Raw genomic sequence first — 25008 nt, 5'->3', positions numbered from 1 at the left:
CTCAAGGCTTCGCCTCGGCTTACGCCTATCACCCACATCCGAGAAACAGTTATATAACCTTTTAATCAGTTATACCTAACTTATACCCCTTCTGTTTAGGAAGGCTCCTAGTTAGAACGAGCCGCACCTCGCATTGCTCTTGTCATTCCTACGAATAAACTGCGACGCTCTCGTTTAAGAATTTCGGCAATTTCGTCTTCTGGGGTATTTTTATTAAACTTGGGGTAAGCTGCATTCAAAAATCCGGCTATACACACTATCGGAAATTCTAAACCTTTTGCGGCTTTTAATGTCACAACTTTGACTTTTTTTAAGTTTAAATCTAGGTTTTTACTCGACATGAAGGTTGCTGGTAAACCCAGGTAATCTAGTTGACTGGCTATTTTCTCTCCCGCATCTTCTGTGGGTGTGAGAATCGCGCAAGCACTTGTCCCCAAACGGAATTCACGAGCGGCTGTTTTGCAAAACCGCATCAGTAATTCGGCTTCGTCAACTGCGTTTGTAACGGCTCTTACTGCTGGTGGGGGACCGTTATTAATGTATTCTCTAATTAAGGTGTTATTTTTACTTTCGGTTTCGTCTTCTAAGGTGGAAGTTGCTAAGAAGGAATAAGCAGCTTCATTGATTTCGCGGGTGGTACGATGATTGACTTTTAGTATTCCTGTACGTCCGACAAATTTTAAATCTTGATGGATGTCATTCCAGCGGAAACTGCTTCCGTATATTGATTGATTTGCGTCTGCGGTGATAAATAAACGATTGGGATGACGACACAGTTGGGTAAGCAATCGTAAAGTATTTGGATCTAAATCTTGCGCTTCGTCAACTATCACCGCATCATATACGGGGGGATTCTCCATTTCGCGTAAAATATCTAAAGCCTGAGTGCGGTGTTGATGCCAAGTTTTAAGATTATTTTCTGCTATTAATTTATAAAAATGTTCTCGTAAATGCCAAACTGCTTGACGTTGAGTTTTGTTAAGGGAAATTTCTCTCCCGCTTCTTGGGGTATTTTGGTAATCTTCTAAACTTGTAATTTCTCTGGCTTCAATTACCGAATTAATTTCATCGATGAGATAATCTACCGTAAGATTTTCTAAAGTTCGCTTTTGAGCCTGACGTTTGAGTAAATTACCTGCAAAATTGTCTGCAACTTCTTTCAAAGCTTGTTTGAGCAACTTTCTTAAATCTGTCGCTGTAGCTAGTTTATATTCAGATTGGGAATTACCCGCGTAAATCAAAGAATTTGCAATTGAATCCGCAGTTTTCACATCCACATATTTAACATCATCTCCCAAAAGTCTGGTTAAAAGCTGTTGAGAGAAACTTATCAAAGCATTAGTATAAGTCGTAAATAAAATCTTCGGTTGGGAAACACCTTGATTTTGCAGAGTTTCCAAAATAGCGCGAGTTCGATATAAAGCAACCGTACTTTTTCCCGTACCCGGACCACCTTTTAGTAAACTAGGACCAGAAGCATTAATAGCCCAATTTACATACTTTTCTTGTTCTGGATTCAACTTCAATAGAAAACCCAGTAACTCACCTTCAGTAAACTTCAATAAATCATCAGTGCTACCAGTGATAAAATCTGGTTGATTGAGAACTCGGTCAAAATTGGGTTGAGCAACACAATCAAAAACCCTATCTCTCACCTCATCCGGAATTTCAGCATTAGTTAAATCATCCAAAGTCCGACAACCTTTCAAAACCTGCCAAAAATCCTCCGGTACAAACAACCGTTTAAGTAAATCATCCGTTAACTGAACAGGTAATTCCGTAGAAGCAGTTTCCACAACTGGATTTGTAACGGTATGACTTGGTGTAACAGTTAATAAACCATCCACATCCGGTAAACAGTTAACATCCAACTCAGTCGTTTCAGTAACTAACTTACTACCCTTATAAACATCCTTCCGAGCATCCACACCAAGCAGAATCACCCACCCATCACCATAAGTATAAATAATTCGATAAACCCCAGACCGCAACCGATAAATCTTTTCCTTGTAACCGTGTAACTTTTTCTTCAAATTACCCTTCGGCTTCGGATCATCGCGTAAAAACTCAATCTTCTCCAATATTTGCACCACATACTCTTTAGGGATTCCCAAGAGTTGATTAGTGAAAGTTGGTTTGTGGATAATCTCGTAATTCATAAAACTAATTTACACATAAAGCTCGTAGTAAGGGATTTATCCCTTACCCAAACTCCATAGTAAAATATTTATCCCTCATATAACCCAACTTACTTATCCAAATCAAAACAATCCCATCCCCCACCATAATTATTCACAGGATAATTCACCCAAGAATCCCGCAACCACTCTCTCCCATACTCAGCAAAATACCAATGAACACTGCAATCCTCCCACTCATAACCCGAACTCACATAACCATGCTTAATCGGGTTGTAATGAATATAATTGAGCGTTGCATAATAATGTCGCTCCGAACGAATAGCTCTATCGCTCCAGCTATACCAAACTTGACGTTGACTAACCTTATCTTCCAGATTCCATGCACGAGCGGTATTACCATGTATTCGGTGAAACAAACTACCCAAAACCTTAAAATCATCAACACGAACCAATAAATGATAATGATTGGGTAGAACAACCCAAGCTCTAATTTCTACATCGCTTTGAATAAACCTTTCAAAAATCAAATTTAATAAATATTGACGACGGGATGGGTTTAAATAATGCTTATGTTCGTAACAAGCAGCCGTTAACAAATAATATTCCCTATCTTGAATCGGATGTGGTGGAGAATGAGGAGGATAACCCCGCTTTAATCTTTCTGCGACTAACTCTGCTTTTTGTTCTGGTGTTAATTTGCGATATTCGTACATAATTAAGATGAGGGATAAATCCCTCACTACGAGCTTGTAGTAAGGGATTTATCCCTTATTATTTTTATATCTAAAACAAACTCAACTGTCCATTCCCATCATCCGATTTAACTTCCGCTTTCTTCTTCCCCTTCCCCTTCTTCTTATCATGCAAACCTTGCGCTACCTCTTCCTTATATCTCTGATGATTTAACTGCAATAATCTATCAAGAACTTCCCTTCTCGCAGTTTCGCTGATGGTGTAGCGCAATCCTTGTTTGGTATCGTGGAAACCGTGTTCTAATTCCAAATCCGTCCAACCATAAGCAGTTGCAACCGCGTTATCCATTTCTACGTGTAAATCCCGCAGTTGTTGAATATCCGTTGCTGTTTCTTCCGGGTTGTGGAAGCGGTTGTAGGTTTTGGTTAAGCCTTCTTGACGAGCAAGCATGATATTTTGGCGGTGGTTGTGGTATTTTTGGCCGATGGTTTCTAGGTTTGTGGTTGATTCGGGGAAGGGGAAGGTTTCAAAGACATCTGTAGGGGAATAGTTAAGGTCAGTTTTCATTGTTGAACTATAATTCCAAGCCCAATGATAATGAAAGCTTGATTGAAGGATACTAAAATATGAATTATTTTCAAATACAAAAACAGCTAATTTGTGAGCAAAAACTTGATTTGCTGAAACAAAAGTAAATGCTACTGTTCTACTGACAATTGCAACAACTAACACCTGTTTTAGATTTGCGATCGCCTTTTGTAAATCTACTGCTATACGTTTAAATCGCCACCAATTTTTACGGACATTTTTGTCATTATTTTTTTGTCTTTCAGGAAATACTCTTTCTCGTAAAATTTGTATGCACTCTGGATAATTTTCAGCTTCTTCTAAAGCCCAATCTTTAAAATTTATCACCCAACGACTCGGAGATTGATCGAAATTAGTATTTAAATCCTCACCATTTAAATAAGGAAATAAAACATCTTTATTTTTTGCATCTTTTTCAATTAATGCTTGTGCTTCCTCTGGTTGTAAAACAAAACCCATTCCTAGCACATACGAACCAATAAAAGATTTTCCTTGATTTGCTACTAACTTCTCAGGTTTACCAACAGCTTTCCCCGGAACAGTCAAAAACGGTGTAATTCCATTAACTGCTTTATCATCCAAATAAAATTTACCCTGCCAATCACCTTGTCGCAACCAGACATGAGCAACTTCTAAATTTGCGCTACCTTCCCATTTTCTACTCGGTACAGCACGGGGAATAACGCATTTATCAGCAACTAACCGATCTAAAGCAACTTCGCGGGTATCACCTTGGGCTATAGTATTCGTAGCGATTAACCCAAATCCACCGTTGATATCTAATAAATTCTTAGCACGTAAGAAAAAGTAAGCACAAATATCGGCATTACCGCGTTCGTTATTTGCAATCCATTTAACGATAAAATCGCGATAATCCGTACCCAAAGCACCAGTAATTTTTTTCCCACCCATAAACGGGGGATTTCCCACAATCGCAGAAAAACCCTTGCTCGTAGTAAGGGATTTATCCCTTTCTTTCTTCAATGAGAGGGATGAATCCCTCACTACAAACTATGTAATCCGGACGTAGGGTTTCTCCTTGTTCGGCAATGGTAGCGGAAATTGTTGTGGGAATAGCTTGTCCGGTTAATAAAACCTCGTCGGGGAATTCTAAGGTTTCGCGCAGTATAAAATCTACCCAAGCCCGATGAATCGCGGGTTCCTCTTCAGCATCAAGATATTCCTCATAAGCCAACCGTAATAACTTAAAATGTTCCGGTTCGTGAGCATCCAAACCATTGGGAAAAGCCTTTAAAAGCACGGGTAAACTTAAAAAAGGACCGTTTGCTTCAACTAAAGATAACCATTCAGCGTGATGACGGGGAGTAGACATTTATCAGTTAACAATTATCAATGGTGGTAGTTACAAATTTTACAACATTCGCTCGTAGTAAGGGATTTATCCCTTACTTGTTTGAATGAGAGGGATAAATCCCTCACTACGAACTGAGTTATTATCAAATTGATGGATAATAATCCTAGAAATTGTAGAAAAAGTAATGGCTGCTCGCGACTTATTCCATGATGCTGTAAAACAAGCACTTTTGAAAGAAGACTGGGTTATCACAGCAGACCCATTAAAAATTAAAATTGAAGGTGTCAAGCTAGAGATAGATTTAGCAGCAGACAAAGTTTTAGCGGCTCAAAAAGCAGGACAGAAGATAGCAGTTGAAATCAAAAGTTTCCTTAATGCTTCAGTAATTACAGATTTTCATGCTGCACTAGGTCAATTTTTAAATTATCGTCTAGCATTACAAATGAGCGAATCGGATAGAATGCTGTATTTAGCGGTTCCGATTGATACATTTGAATCATTTTTTCAGGAAAAGTTTACTCAAGAAGCAGTTAATCTTTATCAAGTAAAATTGATCGTCTACGATCCTGTTCAAGAGGTAGTCGTCGAATGGAGAAATTAGAGCAATATCGATTGTTTGTTCGTGAATTACTAAATAATCATGCCAAGCTAGAAGAAAATAATCCTTCTAATGAGATTGAATGTCAGTTGATTTTTGACACAGAGCATGACCATTATCAACTTCTTGATATTGGCTGGGATGGTCTTAAACGAGTTTATAACTGTTTCATCCATATAGATATCAAAGATGGTAAAGTTTGGATTCAGCGCAACATGACGGAAGCTGATTTGGCGCAAAATTTGGTGGAAATGGGTATACCCAAAGAGGACATTGTTATTGGTTTGCATCCAAGTTATAAACGTCCTTATACGGGTTATGGAGTAGCTTAATTTTTGAGAGGGATAAATCCCTCACTACGAACTATTTCACATAAAACTATTTATTACGTAAACCTTTCTCTCGTAAAAGCGTATCAAGCCAACTTTTATCTTCTGATTTTAATGAAGGTACCGGGTCTTGATTATAATCAATACTTAGGTAATATCTAGCGCGATTGTAAATACCATTAAGTAAAGATTGTAAATCTAAAATTATTTCTGTATCTTCTGACTGCAAAGGTAATGAAAAAGTGGGAATGGGTTCTCTAACGCTAAAACCGTACAACTTAGCTTGAGGACGAAGCTCGCTTCTACTGACAATGATGCGATAATCAGTTGGCTTAATATCTTCTAAAACAGCCATTGGTTTTCCATTTCTAAGTAAATCAATTTCTATAAGATGAGAAAGACTTGCTAAAACTTGTTTTCGTTTGCGTTCGTATGCTTTTCTTCCTTCACCAGCACGCTTATTTTTAGGAGATAAAATTTCTATTGTAGTAACAACAAAACCCGTCGCAACTTCTCTTATTTCTAAATAACTTTCCTTAACATTTTCCGGTATCGGCATTGTTACTGTAACACCTTCTGATGCAGAAACTTCTGTTTTAACTAACGAATGGTGAGGTAATTTATCTTTTTGAGAAAAAACAGCAACATCAGGAATACCCACCAAAACCGAATCCGAATCATCGCTTAAATAAGTACGTTGTTCGATTGCAACTCGATATTGTGGAGGAATATTGACTTCGATCGCATCAGCTATAGCTGTAATTAGTCTATGATGCACTTCCGACCAAAATACATTATTTTCTAAATAAGGATTCATTCCTGGAAACGGAGAATTCATGACTTTACTCTCCACAAGTAAGCGATTCTTCGATTTTATCTCAAATTATTTTGCTCGTAGTAAAGGATTTATCCCTTACCTTAATTTACGGATTTTGCGGTTGGTTGATATTTTATTCAGTACTGACACGATTGTCACAATACGGGGGTTGGTGCGCCACAGCAAATTATAATTTACTCAAACTATCATATATCTTCGTCGCCGTGACACACCCTACAATTTGAATATGAGAGGGATAAATCCCTCACTACGAACTATTTCACTAATTTCTGGGGAACTAAGTAAGTTACTGCTAGGGGAAACAACCTTGGTGTGGGATTGGCAAATCTGGCTTCGATTGCTGCTACTTCTCGCTCAATTTCTGCTGGGATTTGCTCTAACCTTACTTTTAAACTATTGATATTACGCTCAAATTGTTCTTTTTCATTTGTATTGAATAATTCTAACTGTTTGTATTCTGGTTCGTTCAATTCCTCGGTAATACTCCGCTGTAATTCTGTTAATATCGCTGTAATATCTTCTATTTCTTTTTCGGCTCGTTTATCTAATTGATTTTGCAAGCTTTGCGCTCTTTCTTCTTTACGTTTCTGTAAGGATTGCATTAATGCTTCGGAATTTTTATCCCACAGTTGCACGAGTTTTTCTCTAATACTTTCCGGTGCTATATCGGGTAATGCTGCGTTTAAAGCTTTCTGTACTTCCATTACACCCATCCGTTTAAATTTCCCTTCTTTTAATAATCCTCCTGCTGTAATTACCTGTTCGTGTAGTCGCTGTTGGTCGCTTCCTAAAATTACTAATCTACCGTATGCTATAACCGCAGGGGCTTCTAAAGCTGAATTAGGAACTAATCTTGCCGTAACTCGATGCAATCCTTTTTTACCTTCCTTTGACCATACCTCGGCACGTAACAAACGCAAACACATTTGCACTAAACGATGATTCAAATGCGCTAATACTACATCATCTCTACCGTGAGCTAATTCTGGATCGAATACAAGGGGACGAATTTCTTTGGTGTGGGGATGAGCTAAACCTTCGCTACATACAGCCCAACTGCTTTTTAATGGTGGTAAATGGAATCTCCCACCAATTCCTTCTACAGGTATTAAAGCTGGCTGCTGGGCTATTTCTAAACCAACTTTTACTACCATTTCAATATTGTCTGGTGTCAAACGTAAATGCTCGCGAGTTTCCTGTAACTGTTCCCGCAATTTATCAATTTCTTCCCTTACCTTGCGCTCAAATTTCAACATTCGTCGCACGGATTCCGATTCGCTTTCCGCACTGCTAGTATCCAACACGCTGCGATATCCCAACATCGCTTCTTCCACCTGAGATGCAATTACCGGACCAACTTTTCCTAAATCTTCCCTGATATTATTAACCTTCAATGCAGCTCTCATCAAGAATTCTAAATCCCCTTCTAATTCCCCAGGACGAATTCCGATGGTAGCGCTTTCCTTGTAACCCTTACCAACGAAATGATAAATTAAAACCTCATTCGCTTTTTGCCCGTGACGGTCAATTCTACCATTTCGCTGTTCCATGCGGTTAGGATTCCAAGGAATTTCGTAGTGAATCAAACGGTGACAGTGATTTTGTAAATCCAAACCTTCACTTGCTGCATCCGTCGCTAATAAAATCCGTACCGGGGAAATATCTGGTGATGCTTGAAACGCTGCTTTTACCTTTTCCCTGTCATCGGAATTCATTCCCCCGTAAAGCGACATCAAACGTTCACCTTCGACAAATCCTTCCCCAGCCAGTAATTGATACAGCCATTTCTGCGTAGCTCGATATTCGGTAAATATTATCACCCTTTCCTTCGACCATTTACCATCGGGTTTAATATAAAGATGAATCCAATTTAATAACTCTCTTGCTTTAGCATCAGCCTTTCTCGAAGCCGTTTCCGCCCATTCTTGCATTTGTCGCAGTAAATCTTGTTCCTCACCAGTTAATTCTCGAAACAACCTGGTTGTAGTAGTAATCGCTTCATCCGTCGATTCTTCATAAATATCATCGTCAGCAAAATCTTCTTCAATTTGCGACAATTGACGGCGTAAAATTCCCACATTCGGCTGCGATAAACTCGTTTTTTTGCGCTTGCGAGCATTCGTCAAAGAATATTGATGCTGCGTCAAAGTATTTGCAAAAGCTTGGGGAGAAGAAAACAATCTTTTTTTGAGTAACTTTAATACAAATTCAATGGCATACTTTTCCGTATTATCCGCAGCGCCTTGATTTCGTAATTCCGCATAACGCTTCAACGCAGAATGTACCCCACGCTCCACATCTGAATAATCTACCGCTATAGCTTCCAACTTACGAGCGGGAAATTTATTAGAACCATCCCAATCCTTCATTTCCGACTTTAATCGTCGTACCATCACAACTTGAAGCTGCTTCCTATCCGGTACCACACCGCGAGCAAAACGCTGAGAATCAAGTAACTCTAACAAAGCCGTAAAACTTTCAGGATAACCGTTGTGAGGAGTAGCCGTTAAAAATAACTTGTGTTCAAAATGCGGAACCAAAAGCCGAATCGCAGCAGTCCTTAACGAGTCTACAGCATAACGTCCCCCCGCAGAAGGTGCGACATTGTGAGCTTCATCCACAATCAACAAATCGAAACGTCTGGGATACATCGGTTCCCCTTCCCCCGGTAACACCTCCCGAAACAAACGTAAAGCGCGATAGCCCGAAGGGCGACGCTTCGCGTATCGCGTTTCAAAAAGTCGATGGAAGTAATCAATCTGGGGAAATGCTGCCAAGGATTAACGTGGATTCCCCGCTTCCGTCGTAACTCCTTCATTAAATTACTATCAACAATGCGAAAATCCAAACCGAATTTATCCCGCATTTGTTCCAACCACTGTACCTGTAACGAAGAAGGACAAATAATCACAATCCGACGAGTGCGATCGCGAATGATCAACTCCTGCGCTACCAACCCTGCTTCAATGGTTTTCCCCAAACCCACATCATCGGCAATCAGTAAATTTACCCGAGGCATTTGTATCGCTCTCACCACCGGATCGAGTTGATAATCTTCAATATCAATACCGCTGCGAAACGGAGACTGCACCGTGCGAATATCAGCAGTAGAAGCAGCACCCCACCTCACCGCATCCAAAAACGCATCTAACCGCACTGGTTCATCAAAACCATTAGGTACGGGTAACTCCATCTTCTCATAAACATAAGCTCCCGGCTCCAGCTCCCAAACAACTTGTAAATCCTCACCCAAAGCATTATCATCCACCGCATATAAACTGACCAAATGCTGAACTTTTTTCACGCCAATAGGCATAGTACCAGCAGTTAAAGTACTATTGCGAACATCCGATACTACATACTGACGGGAACGAACATTTACAAGTTGACCTTGTTCGGGAATAGTTCTGACAATGCTCATAATTAGATAATTATAGGTGAGGTTAGTTATAAGTTACTAGAATTTTATATCTAACAGATACTTTATTATTGCGCGATAGTACTTAACGAATGTATAGAGAAAGAAATTATAAATTAAATCTTCGTTTGTAATAGTGCTTTAACACAAGCTACTGTAGCGCTATTACAATATTTCTCTAAAAGTTAAGAACTTTGAGAGCGAACGCAATTTTTACCTTAGAGTAAAGCATGCTTGTGGTTGAATGAGACTTTGGGAGAAAGTAGATACCTACTTTTTACAGTACATTTGTGAAGATAGTTTAATGCTACCAAAAATAGCAAGTGCTATTTATCAGTTTAATTTCTTGGAACCTTTTGCACATTGAATATCTTCTCCTAGTAACTGAGGATTCTCAGGAGGAGTTTTAGAAGCAGAATTTGTTTCACAAATAACAGCTTTAGTTGTATCAAAGTCATACTCACTGTCTTTAACCATAAATACTGCACCTATATAGCTTTTCATGCCATTTTCTTTAGCTGTTGCAGTTGCTATTGCTGATGAAGTATCCGCCTTAGTGATATTGTAATTGTAGTTATCTGTTTCGGAAGCAATTCCTAATTCTAATTCTGTTAAATAGGCAGAAAATCTATCTTTCTCTAATAGCATTATTTGTTGTCCTCGATTTATTGAGCCGATATATGTTTTCGCTTCTGATTGTTTTGCTTTTGATGCTACTTCTCGATATTCTGCTTGAGCTTTTATTCCAACGAATACTTTAGGTAAAACTAACCCAATCACAACCAATCCTGCAAATAAATATGCTTTTTTAGATTTTCTAAAATTGATTAAATCTAATAAATAATTGACGTATCCCGATTTATTTATATTTTGCCTTTCATAAAAGTAAACTCCAGCAAGAATTAACCCGATACCAAGCAGAATAACCAACCAACCCCACTGTAATTGAATCGAGTTTACAGTAGCATCAGCCAAACCTCTGAATGGATTACCTTGTAGTTCCGATTCCATACTCGATTTAATCTCAGATAATTTCCATTGAAAGCCGAGAAAACCGAGAATTGTGACACCCAGTGAAGCAAACCCCGTCCACCATAAGTATCTAAATTCGTGTTTCAGCACTAAAAAGATAGAAATAGCAGATAATATTAGTAAAATTACCCCATCACCGTTTCCATTATGGAAATAGTTAAGAGTACCAATAATAGGAGCGCTGACAATAGGGCAAAAAACTCCTATTGCTAAAATAACTGCACCTACAATTACTGATGCTTTGGCAATTTTTACAGATTCTACGTTATTTAGATTAATTACTTTATCATTAATAGTAATAGATATATTATGCGAATTTGGTTTTGAAGAGGTTGCTACAGATTGTGTAGAATAACTTTGCTCTGATAAATTAATTTCTTTTGACCATGCTGGAAAATCACTGTTGCGTTGTTTTGCGTAAACATGGACTTCATTTATTAATGTAGATTTTAGCATGACAACTTCCCTACGGACTAAAGTTACACAAGCCTCATTGGGAATATCATCTGACTCCAACATCACATTTAAACTATCTCCTTTCAAGCTAGTTTTTACAGTAACATTTTTGGATTGTAGAGATTGATTTAAAAGTGATGATATAGCATTAGTATCTCCAAGCTTTGCTTGCTCTTTTAAGTCTTCTTGTGAAGTTTTAATTGGAGTTACTATTTCAAATTGACTACCATTTATAATTAAATCCTGACTCCAAGCGGGGAAATCTTCTCCTATCTTTTTTGCAAAAATTTTTACTTTCCCAATTGATATAATCTTTAATCCAGTTAATCCTTTGCGAATAAACTCCACTAAAGCTTGTTGGTTTAGAGTTTCATCAGAGAGTAGCATAATTTGTAAGCAAGAATTATCAACAGTTGCTTTCGCGGTTATTCCTTTGGGTTGTAATTGCCGATTCATTAAAGATGCTATTGCTTGAGCATCACCCTGCTTTGCTAGCTCTAAAATATTTTGCTGTGACATCATTAGTTAAACTAAATTTTTAATAAGTATTTATAAACTTAATATTCCCTAATTGAAGAAAGAAGTAACATTATTTACAATATTTCAGCCAAATTATCAACATTACCGTGTTTTCACTTGAATGAAATAATCACGTAATCAGAAATAACCGCAAATTTAAATAGTTTAATAAATAAATCAATCAATCAATTAATTAATTATTGACAGCGATCGCAATTTTTACCTTCACTAGAAGCGGATTGACTGCATACTCCACAATGGGGACAGATAAAAGCATTATGGTTATCTTTCATCCAGCAAGGAACGCTAAGAACATCTCTACCAAAAGTTCTTTCTACCCAACCGGGTTGACGATTGTCTCCTTCTACCTTTGTTGTCAGAATATAAGCATACTTCTTGGCACAACCTCTCTTCTTCCGTTCCGGGATAAAGAATAATAGTTTGATATTGGTTGCTATTTTTAATGTTATGAGAAAAGCTTTCAAGGATAGATGTAATTGTTTGGGAATTATCGGTAGCGGTAAGATTTGCCAATATTGGTACTAAATGCAAATCTTTAATTGCATCTGATTTGAGCAAAAAGGAACCATCTTCAAGCCAAGTTAAGTATACGTTACCTAATGTTCCTTGAAATAGGATATCTTTACCATTGCGTGTAGGAATTTGATTCTTAACAGCTTTAAAACCAAATCCTTTATTATCATTACTCTCGTCTCCGGTTAAAGCCAATCCGATTAAGAGGAGACAAAAGGATTCAAATCCGCGTAAAAGCTTTTGATTTTCTTCAAATATTTGCCGAGAGTTTTTGATTTGTCCGCTATTGATTCGACTCCATTCTCTCCATAACAAATCAACATACCGATAATGTTGGTCATTAACTAAAATATTAGTCCTTTTGAGGGTATTTGCTACCACCGTGCGTTGCGGAATAGCTTTGTACAAATCGCTTCCCATCAAACCTTGTAATTTATATTTTAATTGTGATAATTCTTGTAATGTTGTTTGTGCTTTTTTTAATTCTGCTGCACCATCATAATCATTTCCCCACAGCGTACATATACGGTTTAGATTTCTCCAGTGAATATCGCTAATTGTACCAGATAAATATTCAGCTTCTTCAAATTGTTGTTGCAGAGCTTTTACTTGTTGAATACGGTGTTTTATATATATTAATAAGTTATCAATAAGTTTGACGGTAACTTTGTTTTCATAAATATCTAATAACTCTTCTTTGACCATACAAAGAATTCGTTTGGGAACAACAGAGCAAAAAGTTCGCCTTTCCCAATCTTCTGTGTGGGAAGATAGAAATTCAGCAGTATGAGGAGAAATTCTTTGAGCGCGAGACACTGGTAATCTCTCGGTTTCCATCTTCAAGTAGCTTCGAGGACGACGACAAACTTCTTCAATATGTCCCAAATGCTTTTTTGTTGTTATTTCTAACGATTGTATATTAATTTTTTCTTCTATTTCTGGTATTAATGGCGGTAGTTTTACTAAATCATTCCAACTGGCTGGGTTAGATATAATTTTTTGTAGCTCAGAATCAAAAAATTGTAAGCTTTCAAATAGTGTATCTGAAGGATATTGCCATTTAGAAAATTTTATTTCAATAGTTTTACCGTCATCAGAACGTATTGAGCAACGATTGGCTAAGTCAGGAAAAATATATTCTCTGGAATTTATGTTTAGTTTGCAAGTATTCAGAAATACTCTTTCTGAATCTGTAATAACTTGCCATTGACCTAGAATAATTTTTTCGGGGAGTTGCTTCGTAGTTTCTCCCGTAAGGCGATTATAAAACAACATAGTTAATATTCCTCCCCTGGCTCAAGTCTGCGTATCTCTGCATCAATAATCGCTACGGATTGTTCTGGTTGTGTTTGTGAATCAATCATCGACCAGTATCCTAATAAATCATCCTTGAGCTTTCTTAAATCGCTTGATGGGGTATCGTGGCGATCGCGAATTTTTCGTAATATTTTAGTGGCTAATATCTGATCGCAAGCTTCACCTTTGGTTCCTCCTGCTGCAATGACTACGGGGACAAAATCTTTGATTTGTCGTTCCAATCGATTCCCCCAACCTACTTTAAATCGGCGTTCGAGAAAGTCTGCGAAGGTATCGTTTAAGAATTTATAAACTTGAGATGCTTCAGATGCATACTTTGTTTGTGCGCGATTGAAGGACTTTATTAAAGCTTGATGAGAGATGGGATTTCTCGCTTCTAATTGTTTTGGTAGATTAAAACTTGCATCATGACGACGCTGTAATTCCATGATATGGGAACGGTCGTAAGTTTTATCAGCAAATTCCAAAGTTGTTTCATCTTGGTTTGCAGTTCCGACAAACCAAACGTTGGGAGGAATTGCAAGTCTGTTTTGATTTTGAAATAACTGAGGAGATGGTTTATCTAAATCTGTTGTTAAACCAATTGTCGGGGAATCTTGTTCGAGTTTGGAAAGAAAATCGGCAAAGTATTGTTCGGGTCGCGAAAGATTCATTTCATCAAGTATGATGATGTAAATTCGTTCGCGATTGCTTGGACATTGAGCTTCATACAAAGCTTGGAGAAAATCGGACTCGTAAAACTTTCCTTCAAAAGCATTAAAATATCCTATCAGGTCTTGGCGATCGCGCCAACCTGCTTGTACTTCCACTAACTTATAATCACCACCAGTAGCACGAGCAAAAGCAACGGGTAAGCTGGTTTTTCCCGTACCGCTAATACCTTGGAGAATATGTAACTGACTCATTGCTAAACCAGCCAGAAAAGCTCTAACATCCCGTTTGGAGTAATATAGTCGCTTTTGAGTATTTTTATCGAGCATTGTAGGAGATAATGCAATACGCGATCGCAAATCTTCAGCAAATTGTTCTAAGTTGGGAATATGCTCGTAAAGCGGAATTTCTCTTTGCAATCTCGCATCAGCATCCATTCTAAAGCATTCAGGAAATGGACTTTTATTTTTAGAATCAGATACAGCTTCATCTACTTCTTTTTTTAACTCATCTAAAGCTATTTTGAGACGAGTATTCCTTGCGTCTAATGCTTCTTTTTCGTCTCGTAGAGTCTCCAATTCCGTGACGGCGATACGGTTAGAAGTAACGCTCCTTTGGAGTTCTTGTAATCGGGTACTGAGTCGAAAGCGTTCTGTTTCCCAAACTTCAAGTTGTGATTCTAATTCTTGCAATCTAGCAGCAGCAGTATCGCTGAGTTTTGATGCAAGTTTTTGTTCTAGTGCGGCTTTTTCGCGTCGTAAATTTTCTAATTCTTCCAGAATTTCGTCAGGAGTTTTTTGCCCAAATCTTCTGTCTGCTTCTTGTCGTCGATTAAGTTCAATCTCAGACTCATTTTGTAATTGTTGAGCTAGTTTTAGACGTTCTTTTAATCTCTCAATTTGATATTTTAATTCTTCCTTTTCTGCTGCTGATTTTTGTTCAACTTTATCTGACAAAGCTTGCTTATCTTCTTCAAGTAATTCTCGCTCGGTTTCCAACTTTCTTTGTTCAAGTCGTAACTGTTTTCGCTGATTATCTATTCGCATTCGCGCTGTTTCTATTTCTTGCTCTTTTTCAGCAATTTCTTTTCCTATGAATGTACGCTTTTGAGCAATTTCAATATCTAACTTTTTTCGAGTTTCAGCAATATCTTGATACAGTTGTTCCCGTACATGACTCAATTCTTTACTTTGATTTTCAAGTTCAGCTAAAGCAGTGCGATTTTGTTTGATAAAACCTGCTTCTGCATTTAACTCACGTTCGCGAAGTTGTCTTTCTAACTGGCTTAATTCTGCTGCACGCTGATTGAGTTTTTCTCGAATTTCAATTAATTCTTTATTTCTTTTATTGATTTCTTCCTTTTTTAATTCTAACTGTAATTTATCCTCATCTAATTCTTTAATTTTGGTTTCTATCTGTTCTTCTTTAGCTTGAATATTTCCTATAGCTGTTTCAAACATTTTAGCCTGCTTCCAACAATCTTCTAGTTTAAAATCATTAGTCGGTGTTGAAGTGTTAGCAGATGATATTTGTTCTTCTGTAATTTGTTCTTTGGCTTGTTCTTCTAAAGTATTAATCTGTTCTTCAGATAGTTTATCTCCAGCAGATACAGCTTTGGCAGAACTTGATGATACGGATGATTTGGGTTCAGAAGGTAGATTTCCCGATTTATGGCGATTTTTTGAATTACTCATAAAAATTATAGTTAATTATAAAAGTCATCTATAGTTGATAGTTAAGTTTTAACATCCTGGCAACAAAATCATAAACTGTCGATATTTGTTGCGATACTTCTAGTAATTGTAATTGTTGGCTTGTAGAATGACCACTTTTATCACGTAATTCAGCCAACCTATTTAATCTTTTTAACATATCTGGTGCTTTTTGAGCTACCAAATATAAGGGATGATTACTATCATTCCGAGCAGTTAATAAAGCAGCTAAAAGATGAGAGCGTAAAGAACCTTCACCATAATCACTAGCAGACTTGATTTTTCCCCACTTAACGTAGAGTAAAGAATTAGGAAGAAGTATATCAAAACCTAATTTATCCGCAATTCCGTTAAGAATACTTTTGTTATATTCTCTGTCATTTTTAGATATTATTTTCCAATTATCATTTGTGGCATATTTATTCCTAATAATTAGGAAAACTTTTTCCACCGCTTTCTGAGCTTTTATCAAAATGTCATCTAATTTATCAACTAAATACTTTTGATTATCTAGATTATTGGCTTGGATATGATTTCTTTCCATAGCTACTAAATCATCAAATAAACTATCCCACTTGCGTATATCTAAAGTTAATTTTTCTTCAACTATCAATTCTGCGTCCTCGTTAATCATTTGCATAAAATTATTAAAATCTGTACCCGATTCATCTGCATATTCACCAATCATTTCTTGAATAAGTTTTTGTAAACCTCTCAAGGTAGAATTTTTCTTGATTTGAATTTCTAACTTTCTCCTGAGTCTGGGACTATCTCCCAATCCAAAAGGGTCACAGATATTCCAACTTGTAGAAGTAAATTCGTTTTCTGGTAAATAAATAAAAGTCGAAAGCCATACAGGAATTGGTTCTTCTTCAACGAAGGATATACGTTTAAAATCAGGTACTTGTTCAAAATTCCATGCATCTTCATCATCTTCTCTGTCTTCGGAATTTTGATATTGTAATGCTTTACTATGATTTCTAACTGCTTGTAAAATTTCTGATGCAGAAGGTTGTTTTTTTATTGTATTATCTACAGGTAAAGGCATATAGGCTCGTTGGTAATTTGGCTTTCCTGTAGTACCAAATACTAAATCTGGATAACCATCATTATTAAATTTCACATCAATATATTCTTGACGCTCCATAAAACGTGGAAATAATTCCCCCGTCCAAACATCTTGAAAAATAAACCCAGCTACTAAGTCTTGTGTCAATACGGTTTCTTTTTCTAAAATATCTAATCCTTTATCAGTTAATAAACCTTGACGATTGATAAATCCTCTATCTGATAACTGTTTAATTATCAGCGCAGCCAAATCACTTCCAATATCGAGTTTTTCTCCTATTTGGACAGCAGTAAATGCTCCTACACGACACATTCCTAAAACTGCTTTTTCGAGAATATTGATTTTTCTACTACTAACTCTGGGTGCAACTACTCGATAACACCATGCTGGTAAAAGTAAATACCGTCGCTTGCTCCAGCGAGTAGAAGAGCGGGGATTGTAGTTAATTATCTGTGTTTCTTTTTTAAAGTCCATATTCGCAAAATGTCAAATTATTTGACCGTATGATTGTTGACAGAGCTTATAAAAATCGACTAATTCTCTAACAGCTAACGGGGCATTTTCTGCTTTTACCATTTCTAAATCTCCGACAGTAATTAAAAGACGTTGTTGACGGCTCATTGCGACACAGAGACGGTTTTCTAGCATTAAAAAGCCGTATTTTTTGGGATATAATTCTTCGCTGACTGGGTTGATATCATTGCTGCGAGTAATTGAGAGAAAAACCACATCAAATTCCTTTCCTTGAAAAGCATCTACTGTTCCCACTCTCAACCTTTCCACAATTTTACCTTCGTGATTTCTGGTTTCTCGATAAGCAGCAGCAATTTGATAATTTCCCTCATCTGTTAATTCTGCTATTCCTACATTACAAAGTGCTTTCCAAACTTCTGTAACTTGTGCCGAATAAAAGGCGATAATACCGAACGTTAACCGCGTATCATGGTCAATTAACTGTTTCAACTCTTGAGCAATTCGTTTCGCTTCTACGGGACGAGATTTACTTCTTCCTTGAATTTCTTTACCAGCGTTTAATGGAACATTTAGCCAAGCTGCAACAATATTTTCATAACCTGGTAAATTATGAACAAATTCTTCTTCAACTCTACCCGCACGGATAGGTGGTTCTCCGTGATATTCGTAAAATGTTCTACTAACAAAATCTCCTAAAATAGGATGCATTCGATATTGAGCATCTAAAGTAACTGTTCTCTTGATACCATCATGCTTTTCTAACTCTTTCATCTGAAGGAATAACCGTTCAAAAAGACTTTTTCTTAATGCATTTTTGGTGACTTCTGTAGATTGTCCCAATTGACGTTCTATATCTTCTTCTAAAATATGAGGAAGTTGACGGTGGTCGCCAACAAGGATAATTCTCCGTTCGGCTTTAGACATGGGAATAAATAAATCAAGCGGGTTAGCTCTTGCTGCTTCATCTACTATTACTGTCTCGAATACAGCTTCATGGCTACCCATTACCGACTGCATTTGTTTACCTGATGACTGCTGACAAGTAGCTGCCAGAACTACCGTGTAATCACGCAGCATTTCTCTAACACCTTCAGGGTCAGTTTTTAAGTCTTCCAAATACTCAGATAAAACTGCTTCTACACCTGCTTTTGATTGGCGAACTCTTTGATACATTTCTTCTCTGACTTGATTAAGTAAATGCTCAATTTCTGGGTCAGCAATAGGAGTAGTAACGGGAACTTTTTGAGGAATTAATTTTTCTAATAATTTTTCCCGCAACGATGCTAATTTATCCAAAAACGGCGGCATTTCTTCTTCCAACCAGTCCGCAGCATCTTGTAAAAGTTGCTTTTGGGAAGCATCTAAAATTTGCAACGGCTCCAAACGGCGAAGTGCTTTCATTGCTTGTAAAGAACCATCATCAGAAAATGCTACTGGCTGGATTCTCAGAGATTTTACTGCTTTTAATGCTAAATCTCGTTCTTCTGAATTCTCCGTATTTTGCAGGTCATATCCTTTAGAAAGTCTGCTTTTGTATTCCAATAATTTATCGCTCAACTCACCTTTTATTTTTCCTTTGGTAAGTTCAAATATCTCTTTGATTAAAGTCGCCGTTTGTTCTCTGGTGCCGGGAGTTAAGATGTAACTTGAAACCCGATTCTGTACTTCTCGTAAATTAGCACTTTCCGGTAATTCCGGGAATGCGGCTAACTCTGCTTCCAAAGATTCGATGCGCGATCGCCGCCACCGATCTACATTATCCGCAGTTTCATTACATTGTGTTTTCCCTCCTATCCTCACTGCTGGAAGTCCAAACACAACAGACCTTTCAGCGGCATTTTCTACTGCATCATGCTGGTAACTTGTTAACAGTAACCGATGAGATACACTGTTACCTGAATCTTCGTTAATCTCCGCTAATCTTACTTGTAAAGCACTGATTACTTTGGTTTTTCCTGTACCCGGTGGTCCTTGAATTAAAGCGATATCGGGAGTATTCAGAGCTACTTGCAAAGCTTCTTGCTGTCGAGAAGTTGGAGAACCATTAAAAACTTTTTTGGTATCGGGAGAAAGCGGTTTATGTTGACGAGTACGACGTGTTGGAACGCGCTGATTTTCTAAAATTAACCCTAACTGTGGCATCGGACATTGAGCAGTTCTGATAAGTTGTTCTGCTTTATTACGACGTGTTAGACGAGTCACATCTCCTTGGAGTGAAATAAACAAAAAACCTTTTATGGGAAGAGATAAATCATCATCTAGATTTGCAGGGATACTATCAATAGTAGTACGAGATAAACTTACATTTTCTATCTGTCCAACAAAAGATTTTGTTTGAATTTTACTTTCTTTATCTATACTAAAATTTGGTTGAGACTCGCTAGCTTCTATAGAAATATTTGTTGCTTCTACAAGCATTCTCAGGCTTTGTTCTAAATGTTTTTCGGATAGTAAGTGAAATCTGTAATTACCACTTGGTAAGAACTCATAATTGTTATAGCTTACCCATTGAAACTGTTGGGCTTTATCAACAATACTATCAATCTCTAGTTGATTATAATCTTTCCAAAGTGCTAAATAACTTTCAGATTTTTCAACAATGGAATCTAACTCGTTACGAGCATCTTTTCGGATAGTACCTGCTACTGAAATATCACAAAAAGAAAACTTTGCTTCTACCAATACAATCGGTCGCTGCTCGTTATAATCTTTTGGTTGTCTTGCCCTTTGTATGCTGTCAATAATTAGCTTATCATTGGAATTGCGACGGATATTAATAGTTCTTCCCGTTCCATACAAACGAAATGTATTTTCTAAACCGCTATGAATTATTTTACCTGCCTGAAGTAGCGCACGCTTACCCCCATTCTCTTTTAATTCTGGAAGCAAAAATTGTCCTGTCAGCCATCCGATAATTTTCTCAACTGGTTCTTTCTTCTTCAGATGTCTGTCGCGAATATCTTCAATAATTTTTTCATCGATACCAATTTGTAAATCATCAGGTAATAAAAACTTTTGAGGAAATTCATGTATCTGTATCATCAAAGTTGTTGGTGATTTCTTGGGAAGTATTGAAGCTACCCAACATAAACGCGGTAAATTTCGCTCTATAATTCCTTGTAAAATATTTTTATTCTTTTGATCGGTTCCCCTAATTTCCCAAACATCTTCTTTAGAGTGACGTAGGAGAATTTCACCAGTATTTTCTGGTTGATATAAGAAAACTTCGTTATTAACAGCTAATATATCAGTTCCCGTAAAAGTAGTACGTTCTCTTTGTTCAACTTCTACGGTATAAACCAGTCCGCTTTGAACATCACTGACTCTCATACATTTTCTCCCCGAAAGAGCTGAAAACTAGCCAGACGATGGGAGCAATCAAGATGGTTAAAATGTAAGAGCCAGGAGCCATCTTTCCCAGTTCTTGCAGGAAAGCGAACCCATTTATCCCGTACTTCTTTCTCTATTTGAGTTCCTTCAGATGTCAACCAGAAACATTGACCGTTAACACTGCGTACTTTAATAATTTCTCCTTCTAAAACAAGTTCAATATTAGGATTATGACTATCTATACCCGTTCTACCGCTAATAATTCTATTAGTTAGAATTAAAGGTTCATAAGAATTTAAAGCAAGAATTTGTAAAGGTTTTTGTTCTTTAAAACGTCCTTCAAGCATTTCCCAACGTTGAATTGCAACTTGAACAAAAGCAGGTCTGGGATAATCACACCAAGGACAATTTGTTTGATTTATGTAAGATGTAGTATTGTATTTTTTTTTCTTTATATAATATGTACTATTACATTCCGGACAGCAAATAGTACAATCTGCTGCTGAATATAGTCTTTCAGCCCATTGTCCAACACCTGGTCTTTTGGAAGGTTGATTAAGACCAACTCCAAAACATTTTTTTGATAATTCTATTAGATATGGAGAAAGTACAATATCTCTTGGAAATCCCTGATTTGTGGAGTTTTGATTATCTTCAGGGTCATCAATCCAAGGTAATTTTCCTTCCAAGGCTTGTGTTTCTAATTCGGGTTCTCCATCATTAACCATATCTCCCATCAACGGGTGAACTAAAGATAAAGTTTTGAATGCTATAACAGCAAAAGCATGAGCATCAGTAAGAGTATTAACACCCGACTTTTCCGTAACTAATTCCGGTGCGCCAAATTCGGGAGTATAAACATTTATGGAAGATGAAGAACTTGAATATTGAAGATTATCAGCATCGATGAAGCGGATAATATCATTATTACTAACATCATTAGAAATAAAGATATTATTCGGTGAAGGGTCGCTATATACAAGTCCTTTACCGTGTAACTGAGCTAAACTTTCTGCACAACGCGCTAGTAATAATAAACGACGGCGAAGTCCCCCACCTTCTAAATACCATTCAATTAAGCAATTTGTATTTTTAGGAATATTAATTAATTTACTAATAGGAACCATATCAGTTAAAAGTTCCATCACATAACCAACATATGGAGCTTCTAACATCTCTCGTGGACGTGCGACGAAAAGTTTTTCTATGTCACATAACATCTTTACCGATGTTAGTTGCTTTTTAAAATGATTACGACGTGCAGCAGAACGGTCAAAAATAATTTTTACTGCAAGATTACCATTCTCAACCGCAAAAACAGCACCTTGTCCTCCGCGACCTAATTCTTTACCCAGTTGATATACCTGACCAACTTCGTCTACTACTCTTTTCTTTTGTTCTATCATTAAGCTGCACCTCCTAAATCATCTTTTTGATGCCAAAGAACCGCCAAAGTCTTATCATCCATGTGTTTAGGTGTAGACCAATTTCGCAACTCGTGGCATAAAGCTCTCCACCTGGTTGCGGGTTCCATATAAGCGAATTCTTCTACAAGAAATTTGATAAAACCTCCTACCTGCTCCTCTATCAAATCGTCTGCTATCCCATCAGTAGCTAATAAAACAGCAGCCCCAGGAGCTAAACTTGGTCTAGTAATTACAGACCATTCTTTGGTTGACTTTGCTATACCCAAAGCTGTAGTTTGATTGCAAAACCCGGTACGCTCATCACCAATTAGAACAACTTTGCCATCGCTTTCCCTTATTGCGGCGATTCCATCCCCTAATTTTGCTACAAGTAGTTCCCCAGAGGGAACAACCACAGCAAATACGCAAGTGGCAGCACTATCTTCCTCACTAATAGGTAATACCCGCATTCCCCACAGTATATGTACTAACCGTAAGAGCATTACTGGCGACGCACCTTCAATTTTTGCCCAGTATTGCAGTGCTTCTTTTACCGCGCGACAAGCCATACGCGCTCCAGTGCGAGCATTTGGCTTAGAACCCATGCCATCACTGACTACAATAGCGGTACCAAAACTACCACGCATAAATTCCCAAGCATCTTCATTTGGACGACCTTCACGTTTGTGAAGCGGTCCTTTTACAGAAGCACCAAAGCATTGCACCTGAGTTAATAATTTCTGTGCCATCAGAACATTTCTAGGTCTTCAACATTACCAAAGTCTTTAATAGATACAGTATTGGGACTCACGCTTCTAGAACGACTTGTCACGCTTAATGTTACCCAACGGAAGAACTGGCGAATTTGATGTGCTTCATCAGCGCGAAATACTGGTATATCTTGCTGCTGTTGATTTTGCAAGAATTCCTTTAGCACCTCATAGTCAGCATCCGCACCAATAGCCATCGACAAGCGCAATGCTTTAGAAGCTCTTGAGGAGTTGAGTAACTCTTGTAGCGGTTGTTTCCATTCATCTGTCAAATGACCTGTTCGATTAGTAGGTTGACCATCAGAAACTAAAACAATAGTAGGATGATAATCTCGACTAGCTATTTGATTTTTATCTTCTACAATACCCTGAACTACCTCAAAAGCCTCTCCCATCGGTGTAGAACCAATCGCTTCCATATCAGTCCATTCAACCCCAGACGCAACTTGCAAAGGCAGATGGATTTTAGCTCCACCTTGACCAAAAGTCACAACCGCAATATGGATTTCGGCACCAGCATATTCCTCCTCTTGGAAAGAAGAAATCATTTCGGCGATCGCTCTGTTAAGTGTTTCTATCTTGCCATCAACGCTCATACTCCCGCTAACATCTGCAAGGATTATGACAGGCATTTTTTTAGCAGCAGAAACAGTAAATTGCTTGAACCTGTTCATTTCAAGAATTATATTTTTTTATTTTTATAAATTCAAACATCTTTTATCGACGCTATTACCAATAAATGATGTAAGTATATTTGAAGCCTTTTTATGTTTTCGTCAGACAAGCATAGAAAGGATAAGTTTAAATTAACACTTTCTGAAAATCTATAACCACCGGATTATCACCGAGATATTTTTGAAACTTTTACAAATTAGATAAGAATTTAATTATAGGAAAAACATCTATAGATTAAAAGAAAACAGCATTTAGAGTAACTATTCCTCGAATTTCATTTAGAATATTTATATGATTAATAGACCTACAAAGGGTAATAAAATTTTTGTAAGCATTTGTATTAGGTAAAATTACTATCGTTTGATTGATTTCAAACTTGAAATCATCAGGAATGCGCCACTCACGCTCATGAGTCCAATCAATTATATTAGTATCATCACTTAGTTCCAATCTCACAACTCGCCATAATTCATGACTCGGTAAATAGTTTTTTGCATCTTCAGTATTGTCATAAATTACTGGTCTTCCACCCTGACGATAAATATATGGCTTTGGAAACATTAATCCTGCACCCACATAACGCACCTTCGCTTGAGGATTTTTACTACGATATTCTTGTTCTGAATAAATATTTTGTGATAGCTGATAAAGGGGTGTATCTTGGAAACAAACTGCTTTCCTTGATCCACAGATAAGACCCGATTTAGTGGAACTACCAATCAAGCATTGTTCTTGAATAATTTTCATTAAGACTTCAATCGAACTAAATTCTTTACCATTTATATTTTTAGGTCTAGTTAAATGTATAAGATGTCCTGTTAAATCCGAGCGTGAAGCAATTCTCTGTTTCCAATTTTCTATTGTATAGGGCATAATATCTTTAATATAGCTTTGTGTAAGATGTATTTAGATTTTGAATCTTTGCTAATCCAACCAACTTAGTATTCCCATAAATTAAGCTAAACGAACACTTCTTAAGATTTCGTATTTTAGTTAAGTCATATAGAAGTATATTGTTTTTTTTTAAGGAGTATATTTTGTCGTACACCTTCCAAGCTAATACTTCATAAAAACACATTTTGCTTCCTTAAAACTAAATTTTTAGTTATTTAATAAGTTAAATTATTTAAGATTCCTCACCAA

The 25008-nt window shown here is 37.2% G+C and carries 18 protein-coding genes; 2 read left to right on the top strand and 16 right to left on the bottom strand.

Annotated elements, in window-relative coordinates; genetic code table 11:
• Positions 1-107 precede the first annotated feature (107 nt).
• From IQ247_RS09360 to IQ247_RS09345, 4 genes are all read right to left on the bottom strand, one after another.
• Positions 108-2159, bottom strand: coding sequence for a UvrD-helicase domain-containing protein (locus IQ247_RS09360; protein WP_193919237.1), 2052 nt, complete (start codon positions 2157-2159; stop codon positions 108-110).
• A gap of 89 nt (positions 2160-2248) precedes the next feature.
• Positions 2249-2854: an REP-associated tyrosine transposase gene (locus tag IQ247_RS09355; protein WP_193919235.1), complete on the bottom strand. Its 606-nt coding sequence runs from the start codon at positions 2852-2854 to the stop codon at positions 2249-2251.
• A 70-nt stretch (positions 2855-2924) separates the two neighbouring features.
• A complete protein-coding gene (locus IQ247_RS09350) occupies positions 2925-4427 on the bottom strand; it encodes a type IIL restriction-modification enzyme MmeI (protein WP_375341221.1) in 1503 nt (500 codons plus the stop codon).
• Entirely contained in the window at positions 4387-4755 is a 369-nt protein-coding gene (locus IQ247_RS09345; protein WP_193919231.1) for a hypothetical protein, read from the bottom strand. The genes IQ247_RS09350 and IQ247_RS09345 overlap by 41 nt, the downstream gene beginning before the upstream one ends.
• 166 nt (positions 4756-4921) lie before the next feature.
• Here IQ247_RS09345 and IQ247_RS09340 point away from each other — a divergent pair, with 166 nt between their 5' ends.
• Together IQ247_RS09340 and IQ247_RS09335 are read left to right on the top strand one after the other, a co-directional pair.
• The gene (locus tag IQ247_RS09340; RefSeq protein WP_193919229.1) at positions 4922-5338 is read left to right on the top strand and encodes a XisH family protein; all 417 of its coding nucleotides are present in this window, start codon (positions 4922-4924) and stop codon (positions 5336-5338) included.
• The gene (locus IQ247_RS09335) at positions 5326-5667 is read left to right on the top strand and encodes a XisI protein (RefSeq protein ID WP_193919227.1); all 342 of its coding nucleotides are present in this window, start codon (positions 5326-5328) and stop codon (positions 5665-5667) included. The genes IQ247_RS09340 and IQ247_RS09335 overlap by 13 nt, the downstream gene beginning before the upstream one ends.
• Before the next feature lie 46 nt (positions 5668-5713).
• Here IQ247_RS09335 and IQ247_RS09330 read toward each other — a convergent pair whose 3' ends face one another.
• The 12 genes from IQ247_RS09330 to IQ247_RS09280 form a co-directional block, all read right to left on the bottom strand.
• Positions 5714-6502, bottom strand: coding sequence for a DUF4058 family protein (locus IQ247_RS09330; RefSeq protein ID WP_193919225.1), 789 nt, complete (start codon positions 6500-6502; stop codon positions 5714-5716).
• A 254-nt stretch (positions 6503-6756) separates the two neighbouring features.
• A complete protein-coding gene (drmD, locus tag IQ247_RS09325; RefSeq protein ID WP_265579675.1) occupies positions 6757-9153 on the bottom strand; it encodes a DISARM system SNF2-like helicase DrmD in 2397 nt (798 codons plus the stop codon).
• Positions 9126-9923 (bottom strand): SNF2-related protein, encoded by a 798-nt coding sequence (locus IQ247_RS32460; protein WP_228059599.1) that lies wholly within the window; start codon positions 9921-9923, stop codon positions 9126-9128. Before IQ247_RS32460 ends, drmD begins: the two co-directional genes overlap by 28 nt.
• 330 nt (positions 9924-10253) lie before the next feature.
• Positions 10254-11930: a type IV pilin-like G/H family protein gene (locus tag IQ247_RS09320; RefSeq protein ID WP_193919223.1), complete on the bottom strand. Its 1677-nt coding sequence runs from the start codon at positions 11928-11930 to the stop codon at positions 10254-10256.
• Between the two features lie 315 nt (positions 11931-12245).
• Positions 12246-13736, bottom strand: a complete 1491-nt coding sequence (locus IQ247_RS09315) for a hypothetical protein (RefSeq protein WP_193919221.1) — start codon at positions 13734-13736, stop codon at positions 12246-12248.
• A 2-nt stretch (positions 13737-13738) separates the two neighbouring features.
• Positions 13739-16123, bottom strand: coding sequence for a hypothetical protein (locus IQ247_RS09310; RefSeq protein ID WP_193919219.1), 2385 nt, complete (start codon positions 16121-16123; stop codon positions 13739-13741).
• Positions 16124-16151: 28 nt separating this feature from the next.
• Positions 16152-17684, bottom strand: a complete 1533-nt coding sequence (locus tag IQ247_RS09305; RefSeq protein ID WP_193919217.1) for a hypothetical protein — start codon at positions 17682-17684, stop codon at positions 16152-16154.
• Between the two features lie 12 nt (positions 17685-17696).
• Entirely contained in the window at positions 17697-21014 is a 3318-nt protein-coding gene (locus IQ247_RS09300; RefSeq protein ID WP_193919214.1) for a DEAD/DEAH box helicase, read from the bottom strand.
• Positions 21011-22420, bottom strand: a complete 1410-nt coding sequence (locus tag IQ247_RS09295; protein WP_193919212.1) for a protein kinase domain-containing protein — start codon at positions 22418-22420, stop codon at positions 21011-21013. Before IQ247_RS09295 ends, IQ247_RS09300 begins: the two co-directional genes overlap by 4 nt.
• The gene (locus tag IQ247_RS09290; protein ID WP_193919210.1) at positions 22420-23169 is read right to left on the bottom strand and encodes a PP2C family serine/threonine-protein phosphatase; all 750 of its coding nucleotides are present in this window, start codon (positions 23167-23169) and stop codon (positions 22420-22422) included. Before IQ247_RS09290 ends, IQ247_RS09295 begins: the two co-directional genes overlap by 1 nt.
• Positions 23169-23822, bottom strand: a complete 654-nt coding sequence (locus tag IQ247_RS09285) for a vWA domain-containing protein (protein WP_228059598.1) — start codon at positions 23820-23822, stop codon at positions 23169-23171. Before IQ247_RS09285 ends, IQ247_RS09290 begins: the two co-directional genes overlap by 1 nt.
• Before the next feature lie 277 nt (positions 23823-24099).
• Positions 24100-24738, bottom strand: coding sequence for a DUF2971 domain-containing protein (locus IQ247_RS09280; protein WP_193919207.1), 639 nt, complete (start codon positions 24736-24738; stop codon positions 24100-24102).
• Positions 24739-25008 lie beyond the last annotated feature (270 nt).

Source organism: Plectonema cf. radiosum LEGE 06105 (assembly GCF_015207665.1).
GTDB classification, from domain to species: Bacteria; Cyanobacteriota; Cyanobacteriia; order Cyanobacteriales; family Nostocaceae; genus Rivularia; species Rivularia radiosa_A.
This window is presented reverse-complemented; position numbering and strand designations above follow the sequence as displayed.

What these genes read in the sequence shown, in the direction of transcription:
- IQ247_RS09360 (WP_193919237.1), bottom strand. Translation starts at nt 2,159, where the DNA reads ATGAATTACGAGATTATCCACAAACCAACTTTCACTAATCAACTCTTG.
- IQ247_RS09355 (WP_193919235.1), bottom strand. Translation starts at nt 2,854, where the DNA reads ATGTACGAATATCGCAAATTAACACCAGAACAAAAAGCAGAGTTAGTC.
- IQ247_RS09345 (WP_193919231.1), bottom strand. Translation starts at nt 4,755, where the DNA reads ATGTCTACTCCCCGTCATCACGCTGAATGGTTATCTTTAGTTGAAGCA.
- IQ247_RS09340 (WP_193919229.1), top strand. Translation starts at nt 4,922, where the DNA reads ATGGCTGCTCGCGACTTATTCCATGATGCTGTAAAACAAGCACTTTTG.
- IQ247_RS09335 (WP_193919227.1), top strand. Translation starts at nt 5,326, where the DNA reads ATGGAGAAATTAGAGCAATATCGATTGTTTGTTCGTGAATTACTAAAT.
- IQ247_RS09330 (WP_193919225.1), bottom strand. Translation starts at nt 6,502, where the DNA reads ATGAATTCTCCGTTTCCAGGAATGAATCCTTATTTAGAAAATAATGTA.
- drmD (WP_265579675.1), bottom strand. Translation starts at nt 9,153, where the DNA reads ATGTATCCCAGACGTTTCGATTTGTTGATTGTGGATGAAGCTCACAAT.
- IQ247_RS32460 (WP_228059599.1), bottom strand. Translation starts at nt 9,923, where the DNA reads ATGAGCATTGTCAGAACTATTCCCGAACAAGGTCAACTTGTAAATGTT.
- IQ247_RS09320 (WP_193919223.1), bottom strand. Translation starts at nt 11,930, where the DNA reads ATGATGTCACAGCAAAATATTTTAGAGCTAGCAAAGCAGGGTGATGCT.
- IQ247_RS09315 (WP_193919221.1), bottom strand. Translation starts at nt 13,736, where the DNA reads ATGTTGTTTTATAATCGCCTTACGGGAGAAACTACGAAGCAACTCCCC.
- IQ247_RS09310 (WP_193919219.1), bottom strand. Translation starts at nt 16,123, where the DNA reads ATGAGTAATTCAAAAAATCGCCATAAATCGGGAAATCTACCTTCTGAA.
- IQ247_RS09305 (WP_193919217.1), bottom strand. Translation starts at nt 17,684, where the DNA reads ATGGACTTTAAAAAAGAAACACAGATAATTAACTACAATCCCCGCTCT.
- IQ247_RS09300 (WP_193919214.1), bottom strand. Translation starts at nt 21,014, where the DNA reads ATGAGAGTCAGTGATGTTCAAAGCGGACTGGTTTATACCGTAGAAGTT.
- IQ247_RS09295 (WP_193919212.1), bottom strand. Translation starts at nt 22,420, where the DNA reads ATGATAGAACAAAAGAAAAGAGTAGTAGACGAAGTTGGTCAGGTATAT.
- IQ247_RS09290 (WP_193919210.1), bottom strand. Translation starts at nt 23,169, where the DNA reads ATGGCACAGAAATTATTAACTCAGGTGCAATGCTTTGGTGCTTCTGTA.
- IQ247_RS09285 (WP_228059598.1), bottom strand. Translation starts at nt 23,822, where the DNA reads ATGCCTGTCATAATCCTTGCAGATGTTAGCGGGAGTATGAGCGTTGAT.
- IQ247_RS09280 (WP_193919207.1), bottom strand. Translation starts at nt 24,738, where the DNA reads ATGCCCTATACAATAGAAAATTGGAAACAGAGAATTGCTTCACGCTCG.